Genomic DNA, 13,424 nt, shown 5'->3' with positions numbered 1-13,424 from the left:
GGTATGTCCGAGCAGCAGCACGTCCGTGCGGACGGGACCGTGACGTTCCTTCCGCACCGGCTCAACCGCCATCCCGTTGTCGTGCGCGGCCTCACCGCCGATGAACTCTGGATTTGCTGCGGCCTGTCCGGCGCCGCCGGCCTGCTGGTCGGCGCGCCCCTGTCCTGGGTGTTCCGCACGATCGCGCTGGCGCCGACGTTCGTCGTCCTGGGTGTGGCGCTCGGCGTCTTCATCGGCGGCGGCATCCTGCGCCGCCTCAAGCGTGGGCGTCCCGACACTTGGCTGTATCGACAACTGCAATGGCGCATCGTCACGCGCCATCCGCTGATGGCAGGCTGGGTTGGTGGCCATGTGCTGATCTCGCGCTCGGGCTTCTGGTCCACCCGCAGGAGCATGCGATGAGCCGCTTCAAGAACGAGATCGCCCACCTGCAGGCGCACATCAAGACCTTGCGGCTGGGCGCGGGCGCGCTGGTCGTCGTTGCCCTGGTCATGGGCGGCGGCTGGTGGAGCGCGCCGCGCGACCTGACCATCCACGTCCCGCCCGACCTGCGCTCTGGCAGTACCCGCAAGTGGTGGGAGGTGCCGCCCGAATCGGTCTATGCGTTCACGTTCTACGTGTTCCAGACGTTGAACCGCTGGCCGACCAATGGCGAAGAGGACTACCCGCGCAACCTCCACACGCTCTCGCCGTACCTCACCCCATCCTGCCAGGCCTTCCTGCGGGCGGACTACGACTACCGCCGCTCCACCGGCGAGCTGCGCCAGCGCGTGCGCGGCATCTACGAGATTCCCGGCCGCGGCTATGGCGACGACCCCACGGCACGCGTGCGCACCGTGTCCGACCGCGACTGGGTGGTGACGCTGGACATCACGGCGGACGAGTACTACGGCGCCGAGCAGGTCAAGCGCGCCCTGGTGCGCTATCCGATCAAGGTCACGCGGGTGGATGTCGATCCCGCCCGCAACCCGTTCGGCCTGGCGCTGGACTGCTACGACGGCGCGCCCCAGCGCATCAGTGCACCGGAGCCGACGCGCCCGGCGCCGAGTGGCCTGTCTCCGCAAGCGCCTCAAGGAGGAAACACCCCATGAAGCACCCTGTACTCGCGCTGCTGGGACTGCTGGCCGTGGCCGCGGCACCCGTCGCCCATGCAGTGGAAATCCTGCGCTGGGAGCGCATGCCGCTGGCAGTGCCGCTGAAGGTCGGTCAGGAACGCATCGTGTTCATCGACCGGGACGTGCGCGTGGGCGTGCCCGCGGGCGTGGGCGAGCGCCTCCGCGTACAGAGCGCGGGCGGCGCGGTGTACCTGCGCGCCAGCGAGCCGATCGAGCCCACGCGGTTGCAACTGCAGGACGCCGACACGGGCGCGCTGATCCTGCTGGACATCGCGGCCGAACCACCCAAGGACGGCGAGGCCGAGCTGGAGCCGGTGCGCATCGTCGAGGGCAGCAGCACTCCAGCGCGCTACGGCGATCAGGCAGGCGGCGCCGACGATGCCCCAGCACGTGCCCAGGCAGGTGCTCGGACCGCGCGGCGCGAAACCCCGGTCCCTGTCGTCCTGACGCGCTTCGCCGCGCAGAACCTCTACGCGCCGTTGCGCACCGTGGAGCCGCTGCCGGGCGTCATGCGGGTCAACCTGCCCCGCGACCTCGACCTGGACACACTGATGCCAACGCTGCCCGTGCGCGCGGTCGCGCTCGCGTCGTGGCGCCTGGAGGACCAGTGGGTCACAGCCGTGCGCCTGACCAACGGCAGCGGCGGCTGGATCACGCTCGACCCGCGCGTGCTGCAAGGCGATTTCCTCACCGCCACCTTCCAGCACGAGGCGCTGGGCCCGCGCGGCACGCCCGAGGACACGACCGTCCTGTACCTGGTCACGCGCGGCCGCGGCCTCGCGCAGTCGCTGCTGCCGGCGATTCACCGCTTCGACCCTGCCCTGCATCTGCCGCAGCCGGACGGCGACGAGAACACCAAGGAGGCCCGCCATGCGCAGTAACGGCCTGCTCAAGTGGCTGATGATCCCTGTCGCCATCCTGGTGCTGTTCGTCGGTATCCGGCTGTTCTCGGGTGGAGGCAGCACGGCGCCACCCGCGGAGGACAACGGCGCCCAGCTCACGCCCGATGAAATGAAGGCTCTCGGCATCGAGGGCGATACCCCGCGCGACACCGTGGCGACCTTGGTGGCGCAGGTGAAGCAGTTGCGCACCGAGCTTCAGACCGCGCTCTCGGACAACAAGTCCCAGCGTGAAGAGAACCAGCGGCTGCGTCAGCGCGAAAACTCCATCGACCAGCGCATCAACTCGGCGCTCGAATCCGAGCGGTCCAACCTGCGCCGCGACCAGGAGCAGGCGGCCAGCGCGCGCCAGCAGACCGAAGGGCTGCTCGCCGACCTGCAGCGGCGCCTGGACAGCATCGGCGGGCGCGGCGGCGGCCATGCGGACCTGCCCGTGGGCTTGGGGCTGCAGGGCGGCGACGAGGCCGGCATGGAGGGCGGCGTGCGGTGGGTCGAGCCGGACGACGCAAAGCCCGCCGAGGGGCGCAACGGGGGGCGTGGCGCGAGCGGCGGCATGAGCTTCCCCACGAGCTTCGGCCCGGCGCAGAGCACGCTCGAAACCACCGCGGAAACCGTGGCCAACGCGGGCGCCCGCGCCGCCGGGGTCAAGAGTGCCAAGCCGGTCTATACCGTGCCGACCAACTCGACGCTGATGGGATCGGTGGCGATGACGGCCCTGATCGGCCGCGTGCCGATCGACGGCACGGTCAACGATCCCTATCCGTTCAAAGTCCTGGTCGGGCCGGACAACCTGACCGCCAATGGCATCGACATTCCCGACGTGGCCGGCGCCGTGTTCAGCGGCACCGCCTCGGGCGACTGGACGCTGTCGTGCGTGCGCGGTCAGGTGCGCAGCATCACGTTCGTCTTCCACGACGGCACGATCCGCACGATCCCCGAAGACCGCGAGGGCAACCAGCAGGACAACCAACAGCAGAACTCTCAAAGTGGGGGCTTGGGCTGGATCAGCGATCCCCACGGCATCCCGTGCGTCAGCGGCGAGCGGCGCAGCAACGCCCAGCAATACCTCGGCTCGCAGGCCCTGATCACCGCGGCCGGTGCCGGTGTGGCCTCGCTCATCGAGAGCGACAGCGGCCGCATGTCCTATGTCGGCTCGGACGGCTCCATCGGCACCGTGGGCATCACCGGCCAGGAAGCGGTCGGCCAGATTCTGGCGGGCGGCGTGCGGGACATGTCGGCCTGGGTCAACAAGTTGTACGGCCAGGCATTCGCCGCCGTCTATGTTCAGCCCGGCGCCAAGGTGGCCGTCCACCTCGAAAAGCCGCTCGCCATCGACTTCGATCCCGAAGGCCGCAAGGTCGATCACCGCGCAGGAAAAAGCCATGCACTCGAACTTGACTAACCTGGCCCGTGGCCTGGCACTGGCCCTCGCCGTCGCGGTGCTTGGCGGCTGCGCCACCAGCAAGGAAAAGCTGCTGACCCACGGTGACCGCACGATGATGGACATCTGGCAGCAGGAGGCCGGCGACGGCGGTGGCGCAGCCGGACGGAACGCCGGCCGCCAGCTGCTCGACGCGCGCCAGAGCCTGCGTCGGCCCCTGACCGACGCCGACGTGCAGGCCGCACCTGTCGAGCAGATGCGCTACACGCGCACCGCGCGCAATGAGGTCCACCGCCAGTTCCAGCGCCTGCCCAATCCCGATCTCGTGATGTACGTGTACCCGCACCTGGCCGGCACCGATCCCGTGCCGGTGCCCGGCTACACGACCGTCTTCCCGCTCTACCAGCGCATCCAGTACGCGATGCCGGGCGAGCGCGTGGAGGACTACTGATGCGGTGGAAACTCCCATGGCCGAAGCTGGCCGGCGCCGGCTCCAGTAGCCCGGCCAGCGATGAGCAGCCGGACAGCTGGCAGCGCCACGTCGAGGCCTTGCGCCAGGCCGGCATCCCCGAACCCGGTTCGGCAGTCCACGGCCGCAAGCCAGCGACCGTGGCCGACGAGCAGGCGCTGTACGACGTTGCGCCGTCCTTCGTGGAACTGCTGCCCTGGGTGGAGTTCATGCCCGAGTCGAAATCGATGCTCCTGGAGGACGGCCAATCGGTGGCGGCGTTCTACGAGCTGGTGCCGCTGGGCACCGAAGGCCGGGAACCCGGCTGGCTCGCGCATGCCCGCGACGCCCTGGAAAACGCGCTTCAGGACAGTTTCGATGAACTGGACGAGAACCCGTGGGTGCTCCAGCTCTATGCCCAGGACGAACCGAGCTTCGACCAGTACATGCAGACCTTGCGCGATTACGTGCAGCCACGTGCGCGCGGCTCGGCGTTCACCGAGTTCTACCTGCGCTTCTTCGGCCACCATCTGCGCGCGGTCGCCAAGCCGGGCGGCCTGTTCGAGGACACGGTAGTCACGCGGCTGCGCTGGCGCGGCCAGACGCGGCGGGTGCGCATGGTGATCTATCGCCGTGCCACCGGGCAGGCAAGCCGCCGCGGCCAGACACCCGAGCAGATGCTGAACATCGTCTGCGACCGCCTGTGCGGCGGCTTGGCGAACGCCGGCATCCAGGCACGGCGCATGGTCGCAGCCGACGTCCACGACTGGCTGCTGCGGTGGTTCAATCCGCGCCCCGCGATGCTCGGGCCGAGTGCAGAGGACCGGGAGCGCTTCTACGCGCTGGCGCGCTACCCCGACGAGACCGAGGAAGGCGAAATCGAGCTGGCGAGCGGGCGGGATTTCAGCCAGCGGTTGTTCTTCGGCCAGCCACGCTCCGACGTGGAGCACGGCACCTGGTACTTCGACGGCATGCCGCACCGTGTGCTGATCACCGACCGGCTCCGCATGCCGCCCGCCACGGGTCACCTGACGGGCGAAACCCGCAAGGGCGATGCGATCAACACCCTGTTCGACCAGATGCCGGAAGACACCTTGATGTGTCTCACCATGGTCGCCACACCGCAGGATGTGCTGGAAGCGGACTTGAACCACCTGGCGAAGAAGGCCGTGGGCGAGACGCTGGCGTCGGAGCAGACGCTCAAGGACGTGCAGGAGGCGCGGTCCCTGATCGGCAGCGCGCACAAGCTCTACCGGGGAACGCTGGCGTTCTACCTGCGCGGGCGCGACGAGGCGGAACTGGACCGGCGCGGCCTGGACCTGGCGAACGTGATGCTCAACGCCGGCTTGCAGCCGGTGCGCGAGGACGACGAGGTGGCGCCACTCAACAGCTACTTGCGCTGGCTGCCGTGCTGCTACAACCCCGGCCAGGATCGGCGCCGGTGGTACACGCAACTGATGTTCGCCCAGCATGCGGCGAACCTGTCGCCGGTGTGGGGCCGCGCCCAGGGCACGGGGCATCCCGGCATCACGATGTTCAATCGCGGCGGCCCGATTACGTTCGACCCCTTGAACAGGTTGGATCGGCAGATGAATGCCCATCTGTTTCTATTTGGCCCCACCGGCTCGGGGAAGTCCGCCACACTCAACAACCTGCTGAACCAGGTGACGGCCATCTACCGGCCGCGGCTTTTCATCGTGGAAGCCGGCAACAGCTTCGGCCTGTTCAGCGACTTCGCGCGGCGCCTGGGCCTGACCGTGAACCGGGTCAAGCTGGCCCCCGGATCGGGCATCAGCCTGGCGCCGTTCGCCGACGCACGCCGGCTGATCGAAACGCCCAGCGACGTGCAGACGCTCGATGCCGATGCCCTGGACGAAGACCTGCCACCGGATGCCTCGGCCATGGAGGCGGATGAGCAGCGCGACGTGCTCGGCGAACTGGAGATCACGGCACGGCTGATGATCACGGGCGGCGAAGACAAGGAAGAAGCGCGGATGACGCGGGCCGACCGCTCGCTGATCCGCCAGTGCATCCTCGACGCCGCCGAACATTGCGTGGCGGAGAAGCGCACCGTGCTCACGCGCGATGTGCGCAATGCACTGCGCACCCGTGGCCAGGACCCGACGTTGCCCGAGATGCGCCGTGCGCGGCTGCTGGAGATGGCGGACGCGATGGACATGTTCTGCCAAGGCACGGACGGCGAGATGTTCGACCGCGACGGCACGCCGTGGCCCGAGGCCGACATCACGCTGGTCGATCTGGCGACCTATGCCCGCGAGGGCTACAACGCGCAGCTCTCCATCGCCTACATCAGCCTGATCAGCACGGTGAACAACATCGCCGAGCGCGACCAGTACCTGGGACGGCCGATCGTCAACGTGACCGACGAAGGTCACATCATCACCAAGAACCCGCTGCTCGCGCCCTATGTCGTGAAAATTACAAAAATGTGGCGCAAGTTGGGCGCCTGGTTCTGGCTGGCGACGCAGAACATCGACGACCTGCCACGTGCAGCGGAGCCGATGCTCAACATGATCGAGTGGTGGGTGTGCCTGTCGATGCCGCCGGACGAGGTGGAGAAGATCGCGCGCTTCCGCGAACTCTCGCCGGCGCAGAAGGCGCTGATGCTCTCCGCACGCAAGGAAGCGGGCAAGTTCACCGAGGGCGTCATCCTCTCCAAGAGCATGGAAGTGCTGTTCCGCGCCGTGCCGCCAAGTCTCTACCTCGCGCTCGCGCAAACCGAGCCCGAGGAGAAGGCAGAACGCTACCAACTCATGCAGCAGCACGGCGTCAGCGAGCTGGATGCCGCCTTCAAGGTGGCTGAGAAGATCGACCGGGCACGTGGCATCGAGTCGCCGACCCTGGACCTGCCCTGAATCTGCCGTACACCGGAGAACGCCATGGAACAGAAACGTCCTTCCATTCCGATGCAGGTGCAGGCGTTCCGCCGTCGGCACTGGCGGCCCAGCTGGCCTTGGACAGTGGCCGCAGCGCTGGTTGCACTGCTGCTGATCTGGCTCGTGTCCCGTTGGCCCGGGCAGTCCACGCCTCAGACTTCAGCGCCAGTCAGCGAGACGCAGGTGGCTGGGCCTCCGTGGCAGATGGGCAATCCGGAAGGACGCTTCACGCTGACGCTCTACGCGGACCTCGAATGCCCGTTCTGCCGGTCCTATTTCCCACTGCTCAAGCGTTGGGTGGCTGGCAATGCGGACGTGACCTTGCAATGGCACCACCTGCCGTTGGCCGCACACGAGCCGGCCGCTTCGGCCGAAGCGCGTCTGGCGGAATGCGCGGGCGAAGCCGGCGGCCGCGCCGCCTTTTGGCAAGCCGTCGAGTGGGTCTATGCCCACACGCGCAGCGACGGCCAGGGCTTGCCCGAGGACCTGCACTACCCCGACCTTACGCCAGCCATCGAGCAGTGCATTGCGAGCGAGCGGCCCGACGCGGCGATCCGCACCCAAGCTGCGGAAGCCACGAACAGCGGCGTGACCGCCACGCCGTCGCTGCGGTTGCACGATCGTGGAACCGGCAAGGCGATCCTGCTGCAGGGTCCGATCGAGGGCGATGCCTTGCTGTCGGCCATGGACATGCTCGCCGCCGGCGATCCCGCCGCCACACCCACATCGGAAATGCCTGCCGACGTTGTCGGCGACATGCCCAGGTAGCCCCGGTCTTCAAGGCTACGGCGCAGTCCACTGCGCTGACCGAAACCCGTTCGCCTCGCATCCTGGCCGCGAACGGTCACTGCAATCGCGGTGATGGATGCATCTTTTCATTCTCATCCCCAGGAGGGCTTGCCCTCCCAGGGCGCGCGCCCTCCGATCTCACCGTCTGGAGGTTCGCCATGTCTTTCGTCGTCAATGACTCCTGCCTGGAGTCGCTTTCCGCCATCGCTGCCCAACACGAGGACTGGATCATCCAGCAAGCCATCGTGCTGCTGGAGAGACGGATTTTCAAAGCTGGGCCGTGCCTCAGCCGACCGGCCGCTGTGCGGGACTACCTGCGTCTGAAACTGGTCGCCGAGCCCAATGAGATATTCGCCGCTGTGTTCCTGGACAGCATGCACCAGGTGCTGGCCTACGAGCCGTTGTTCAGGGGCACGATCAACTCGACTTCGGTCTATCCGCGTGTCGTCGTACAGCGTGTGCTGGAGTTGAATGCCGCCGCGGTGGTCTTCGCCCACCAGCACCCCTCGGGTATCACCGAGCCGTCAAGCGCGGATCGCATGCTGACCCAGCAACTGCAAGCCGCACTCGCGCTCATCGATGTGCGGGTACTGGATCACATCATCATCGGCCAGGGCGCCCCGTTCTCCTTTGCGGAGTCCGGCCTGCTGTAAAGGTTGCACTGCTTCGTTGATCAGCGCGGAGGCTTCGGCCTCCGCTTTTTCTTCGTGGCGACACAAGCAGCTATGCGGGGTGGCCGCGATGCGCATTGTTTGTTGGGCCCGCATGGGGTTCGGCGTTTGACTATGGCCCTGATCAACTTCCGGGGCGCATGACATGCCAGCAGCTTTTATCCGGTTCGCACCAAGCTGGCGAACCCTTGGCCTGGCCGTAGCGCTGCCGGTGTCTCTGGCGGTGTTCAGCCCGGCCACCTTCGCCGCCGACGTGGTGGTCGTCACCGACAGCCGCCACCCGGTCAAGACCATGGGTGGCGAGCGACTGATCGAGTTGGACGAAACGCCCCGGATGGAGGCCGAGCTTTCCGCGAATCTTCCAGCCGACCCTGAGCGGGCAGCAGCCATCGTCCGGCAAGGCCTGAACCAGGGAGGCGCCGACCTTCAGCGCCGCATCGCGATGGCCTACCAAGGCGTGACCGACGCATGGAGTTTGGGTGTCACGACCATCCCGGCCGTGGTGGTGGACCAGCGCTATGTGGTCTATGGCGAGCCGGACGTCGCCCGCGCCATCGCGCGCATCAAGCAGCACCGGAGGGCGCAGCCATGACGCGCCCATTCGATCTGCTGCGCCGCCTGCGCGTGCCCGTGGCCTCGCTGCTGCTGGCCACCGCCACAGGCAGCTACGCCTTGAACACCGCCACGATCGTCTCGTCCGTCATGTCGCCGGACTGCCTGGAGTACCGGGTGGTGGGCATCTGCTACTGGCTGTACTGCACCTATGGCGGCTGCTCGGTGCGCACGTCGGTCAAGGTCAGGCACTACGTGCCCGATGCGGTCGTCTCCAGCTACAGCAACACCGGCGAGAACCCCTGGGTCGAGGTGCAGGCGATGAGCACGCCCAATCCCTCCGCACAGGCCGGCGGCGATGGGACCACTAACGAAGACCACGAAAACAACCTCGCCAAATTCAAGAACAGCGATGTCATCGGCCATCCTGGCGGGGAGGTGTTCAACCAGTTCGCGTCGTCCTCCGGCTACTTCTGCCAAGGCGCGGGCACGGCCTTCATGCCGTATCTGCTCAGCACCCTGGACACGCTGGCCTGGCGCTACAACGTGCCCGAGATGGCCTACCCGGAGGCGTTGATTCCGGGCATGCGTGAGGTCGGTGCGCGCACCACGATGAACCTCTGGGGCAATGTCTATCCACGCGGTGGCTTCCTGCACCAGACCGACGACCACAAATCCGGGGCGGTGGTGGCCCAGCGCGCGGGCGATGTCGTCACGCGCCGCGGGCAGTTGCACGTGTACCAGCCACTGCTCGCCAACGCCCGTGACGGCTACTGGCCGGCCGGGGCGCTGGTCGAAGGCGATACCTCCACCGGGAAGTGGCAGGAGCTGACCCCTCGTCTGTCGAACACCTGCGTGGTCTTCCCCCACAGCGGCACGCTGACCCAGGCCCAGCAAGGCGACTACGCCTGGGCGCTGTGGCGGCCGTATGCCTGCTGCGAACGCCGCGGGCAGGTGTTCCTGGGCAGCGTCGATTTCCTCTGAGGTGCCACGATGAAGCGTCCTGAACCGATGAACCTTTCCGCCAAGGCGTGCTACTTGCTGCGCCCGACGGCGCTGGCCGGCACGCTCGCTCTGGTCTGCGGCCTGGCGTGGGCGCAGGTCGGATACCAGAACAGCGGCCCCGTCATTGGCGATGACGTCATGTACTCGATCGGAGGCGGCAGCGCGGTGTCCATGGGCCGCGCGGCTGGCATGCGCTCCATCGGGGTCGGCTTGGGGTGGAACAGCAACCTGATCTGCGGCGACATGAGCATCCAGACCACGCTGCGCAACCAGCTCAACGGCATCACGAACGGCTTCCAGCAGATCATGAGCAACGTGATCCAGAGCGCCACCAGCGCGGTGGCGTCCCTGCCGGCGCTGATCATTCAGCGCGCCGATCCCGGCCTGTACAACCTGCTGACCAACGGCGTGCTGCAGGCGCGGCTGGACTTCGACCGCTCCAAGCTGACGTGCCGCGCGATGGCCGAGAAGATGGCCGAGACGGCGGGCGGCCAGCTTGGCTGGAGCCAGATGGCCGAAGGCATGGCCCTGCGTGACGCGGTTGGCAGCAACGATGCCGTTTCGGCCGTCGAGCAGGCTGAGACGCGCCGCGGCAACGACGGCGTTCCCTGGGTGGGCGGCAGCAATGCCGGTGGCGCAGGCCAGTCCGCCATTCGGGTGGTCGGCGACGTCACCCGCGCGGGCTACAACCTGGTCAACGGGCGCGGCGTGACGGACACATCCTCCATCGCGCCCGCCAGTTGCGCGAGCCTGTCCTGCCAGACCTGGACGTCGCCGCAGCAGGCGACCGAATGGGCCACCCGGGTCCTCGGGGAACAGGTGCAGCGCACGTGCGATTCCTGCACCAAGACCGAGACGGTGCCCGGCGTCGGGCTGACGCCGCTGATCCAGGAGGAGTACGAAGCCAAACTGGAAGTCTTGCAGGAACTGGTTTCCGGCGTGCGCAACACCACCTTCGAGAACTTGCGCGAGGCCGGCAGCACGTCGCTGCCGATCACGCGCGGCGTCATCGAGGCGCTGCGCGACGAGCCGGACCAGGACCTGCTGGCGCGGCGCCTTGCGTCCGAGGTGGCGCTGTCGTCGGTGCTGGAGAAGGCCTTGTTGCTCCAGCGCACGCTGCTCACGGGAAAGAAGGAGCCCAACGTGGCGGCCAACGAGTTGGCGGTCGAGGCTGTGAACCACGAGAGCGACACGCTCGACCGGGAGATCCGCAACCTGAAAACGGAGCTGGAGCTGCGCCGCGAGCTGGCGAACAACTCGCCGATGGCGATCATCCAGCGCCATGGTACGCGCGCGGCCGGCTGGCGCGGCATCTACGAGGGCGATCCGGTGCCCGACCGCCTCGACCAGTTGCAGAAGGGCAATCCGGGAGTCAGGCCATGAGCGCAATGCGCATGACCTGGCGCCCCTTGCGCTGGCTGTTCAGCCGGCGCGCGGCGAAAGCACTGCTGTGGGCGGTGGTGATCGTCGCCGCTGCGGTGGGGGCCAACGTCGCCGGCATCTACCTGGTCGGGAGCGTGGCCGGCTGGGAGCGGTGGCTCGCGGCCGCATCGGGCTACTTCTTCGTGTGGCGGTTGTGCCTGTACGGGGCGACGGCCTATGGCTGGGTCTGGATGCGGCGCCGGCTGCTGGTACGTGAGGACGACGCCCAGGCGCGGCGCCGCCTGGTGCGCACCGAGGTCGCGGGCGTCGTCGCCATCGTGGCGCTGGAAGCCAGCCTGCTGATGCAGGCCGGTTGAGGGGAGATGGCGCGATGACGCTTTTCACGACCGACTACCTGGAGTACTACCTGACGCTGGTGTCCTGGATCGTCAACAACGGCATCTGGGCGGTGCTGGTATCCAGCGGGGTATTCGCGCTGCCTTTCGTCGCCATCATCGTGCAGGAGTGGTTGAAGGCCCGTGCGGAAGGTGCCGACGAGGGCAATAAAGGCGTGCTGAGCGCCGCCCGCATCGAGAACCGGGTCTTCGTCGCCATCGTGGTGGTGATGTTCGCCGGCATTCCGTTCATCGACGTGGACCTGAACACCATCCAGTACGACAGCTCGCGCTCGGCCCAGTGCCAGGTCAGCGTGCCGCAGCCCACGGATACCGGCTGGTCGCAGTCCTTCAGCACCATCAACAACCAGTCGGCGAAGGTGCCCGTCTGGTGGGCGTTCATGCATGCACTCTCGCGCGCCGTCACGAGCGCCTCGGTGGCGGCGATCCCGTGTGGCACGGACCTGCGGCAGATGCGCATGGAGATCGACGCCACGCGCATCGATGACCCGGTGCTGGCTCAGGAAGTAGCGGATTTCTCGCGGGATTGCTATGGGCCTGCACGGGCCAAATTGTTCATGCAGCGCCCTCAGCTCGATGAGCAGCAGATGCACGACGTGACCTGGATCGGATCGCGGTTCTTCACCGACACGAACGGCTACTACGACACGTACCGTTCCAGCACGCCGCGCGATGACTGGCCCTATGACAGCAACCGCGACGCCGGGCTGGCTCAGGTATCCAGTGGCGGTGGCTACCCGACCTGCAGGCAATGGTGGGCTGATGGCAGCAATGGCCTGCGGGCACGCCTGCTGGGACAGGTGGACCCGAGCCTGCTCAATCGGCTGGCGGGCTGGGCCGGGTTCCTGAGCCGGGCCGAGGTGGACGACTCGGTGATCCGCACCATCGCGTCGCCGAGGCAGCAGAAGTTGAACCAGGGCAGCGTCTATACGGACTACGGCGGCCAGATCGACAAGACCTTGCCGAACATCGTGACGCGGGCCACGGGAGACGTTGGGATGGCAGTCGGCGCGCTTGCGGCATTTCCCGCCATGGACGTTGTGAGACAGGCCCTGCCCATGGTGCTCGCCTTGCTCAAGATGGCGCTGGTCATCTGCATCCCGCTCGTGCTGGTTGTGGGCACCTATGACCTGAAGACGGTCGTCACGGTCAGCGTCGTGCAGTTCGCGCTGTTCTTCACGGACTTCTGGTTTCAGCTTGCGCGCTGGATCGATTCGACGATCCTGGACGCACTTTATGGCTGGGGGTTCGGCTGGAACCGGCCGCACACCAATTTCGACCCGTTGGTAGGACTGAACAACGCCTTCGGTGACATGCTCCTGATGTTCGTCACGGGCACGATGTTTCTGGTCCTGCCGACGTTTTGGGTCGCTGCCTTGGGGTGGGTCGGAGTTAAGGCTGGGGTGATTGCTCAGAACCTTGCTGTCGGCTCCAAGGAAGCGCGTGATAGCGCCGGGTCAGGTGCAAACAAGGTAGCCGGCAAGGTTCTGTGACGGACAGGCCAAATCTCAGTCATCGAACGGATCGTTCGGGTCGTGAGGGTCGAGCCGCTGGCCATTGGAAGAATACAGGCCAAAGCCCGCCTCGCCATTGCGCAGTTCATCCTGTTGCGCCCAGCGGTCGTCATCTCTAGCCGAATTGCCAGCCATCCATGCCGCCGCAACGCCCAGCAGTAGTAACACCGCCAGCCAGAAGGTGGTGTACAGCAGCACCCCGAGCGCAACCAGCTTGACCACCCACACGAGCGCGGTGGCACCGGCCGCCGGCATCCCCTTGGACACCAACCAGCTCGATACCCGGCGTTCGCCGCGCACGTAGGCACGCCATCCGCGACCCAAGGCGCGGCCGAGTCGTTCTGCGGTACTGATGCGGGTCGTGGTGGTCATGGT

General features: G+C 67.1%; 14 protein-coding genes. 13 read left to right on the top strand and 1 reads right to left on the bottom strand.

From position 1 onward, the window contains the following. The first annotated feature begins 3 nt into the window (after positions 1-3). From K2L43_RS06475 to K2L43_RS06415, 13 genes are all read left to right on the top strand, one after another. A complete protein-coding gene (locus tag K2L43_RS06475) occupies positions 4-402 on the top strand; it encodes a TIGR03750 family conjugal transfer protein (protein ID WP_009516221.1) in 399 nt (132 codons plus the stop codon). Then, positions 399-1,091 carry a PFL_4703 family integrating conjugative element protein gene (locus K2L43_RS06470; protein WP_009516220.1) on the top strand — a complete coding sequence of 231 codons (693 nt, stop codon included), beginning with the start codon at positions 399-401 and terminating at the stop codon, positions 1,089-1,091. Before K2L43_RS06475 ends, K2L43_RS06470 begins: the two co-directional genes overlap by 4 nt. Next, positions 1,088-1,996, top strand: coding sequence for a TIGR03749 family integrating conjugative element protein (locus K2L43_RS06465; RefSeq protein WP_009516219.1), 909 nt, complete (start codon positions 1,088-1,090; stop codon positions 1,994-1,996). Before K2L43_RS06470 ends, K2L43_RS06465 begins: the two co-directional genes overlap by 4 nt. After that, positions 1,986-3,416, top strand: coding sequence for a TIGR03752 family integrating conjugative element protein (locus K2L43_RS06460; RefSeq protein ID WP_011804670.1), 1,431 nt, complete (start codon positions 1,986-1,988; stop codon positions 3,414-3,416). Before K2L43_RS06465 ends, K2L43_RS06460 begins: the two co-directional genes overlap by 11 nt. After that, complete coding sequence (locus tag K2L43_RS06455; protein ID WP_009516217.1) at positions 3,397-3,846, top strand: TIGR03751 family conjugal transfer lipoprotein; 450 nt, start codon at positions 3,397-3,399, stop codon at positions 3,844-3,846. Before K2L43_RS06460 ends, K2L43_RS06455 begins: the two co-directional genes overlap by 20 nt. Next, positions 3,846-6,719, top strand: coding sequence for a conjugative transfer ATPase (locus tag K2L43_RS06450; protein ID WP_220638722.1), 2,874 nt, complete (start codon positions 3,846-3,848; stop codon positions 6,717-6,719). The genes K2L43_RS06455 and K2L43_RS06450 overlap by 1 nt, the downstream gene beginning before the upstream one ends. Positions 6,720-6,743: 24 nt before the next feature. Then, complete coding sequence (locus K2L43_RS06445) at positions 6,744-7,508, top strand: thioredoxin domain-containing protein (protein ID WP_220638721.1); 765 nt, start codon at positions 6,744-6,746, stop codon at positions 7,506-7,508. 179 nt (positions 7,509-7,687) lie between these two features. Continuing rightward, positions 7,688-8,182 (top strand): DNA repair protein RadC, encoded by a 495-nt coding sequence (radC, locus tag K2L43_RS06440; protein ID WP_003119996.1) that lies wholly within the window; start codon positions 7,688-7,690, stop codon positions 8,180-8,182. Between the two features lie 163 nt (positions 8,183-8,345). Continuing rightward, positions 8,346-8,792 carry a TIGR03757 family integrating conjugative element protein gene (locus K2L43_RS06435; RefSeq protein ID WP_011804667.1) on the top strand — a complete coding sequence of 149 codons (447 nt, stop codon included), beginning with the start codon at positions 8,346-8,348 and terminating at the stop codon, positions 8,790-8,792. Further along, positions 8,789-9,736 (top strand): TIGR03756 family integrating conjugative element protein, encoded by a 948-nt coding sequence (locus K2L43_RS06430; RefSeq protein WP_121382470.1) that lies wholly within the window; start codon positions 8,789-8,791, stop codon positions 9,734-9,736. The genes K2L43_RS06435 and K2L43_RS06430 overlap by 4 nt, the downstream gene beginning before the upstream one ends. Before the next feature lie 9 nt (positions 9,737-9,745). Further along, complete coding sequence (locus K2L43_RS06425; RefSeq protein ID WP_220638720.1) at positions 9,746-11,140, top strand: integrating conjugative element protein; 1,395 nt, start codon at positions 9,746-9,748, stop codon at positions 11,138-11,140. After that, a complete protein-coding gene (locus K2L43_RS06420) occupies positions 11,137-11,496 on the top strand; it encodes a hypothetical protein (RefSeq protein WP_009518522.1) in 360 nt (119 codons plus the stop codon). Before K2L43_RS06425 ends, K2L43_RS06420 begins: the two co-directional genes overlap by 4 nt. A 14-nt stretch (positions 11,497-11,510) precedes the next feature. Beyond that, positions 11,511-13,028, top strand: coding sequence for a conjugal transfer protein TraG N-terminal domain-containing protein (locus K2L43_RS06415; RefSeq protein WP_011804664.1), 1,518 nt, complete (start codon positions 11,511-11,513; stop codon positions 13,026-13,028). 15 nt (positions 13,029-13,043) lie between these two features. Here the strand turns inward: K2L43_RS06415 and K2L43_RS06410 are convergent, their stop codons facing one another. Beyond that, the gene (locus K2L43_RS06410) at positions 13,044-13,421 is read right to left on the bottom strand and encodes a DUF3742 family protein (protein ID WP_011804663.1); all 378 of its coding nucleotides are present in this window, start codon (positions 13,419-13,421) and stop codon (positions 13,044-13,046) included. Positions 13,422-13,424: the final 3 nt, after the last annotated feature.

The organism is Diaphorobacter sp. MNS-0, from assembly GCF_019602835.1.
GTDB classification, from domain to species: Bacteria; Pseudomonadota; Gammaproteobacteria; order Burkholderiales; family Burkholderiaceae_C; genus Diaphorobacter; species Diaphorobacter nitroreducens.
The sequence above is the reverse complement of the archived record's forward strand: the minus strand, read 5'-3'. Positions and strand labels throughout refer to the sequence as shown.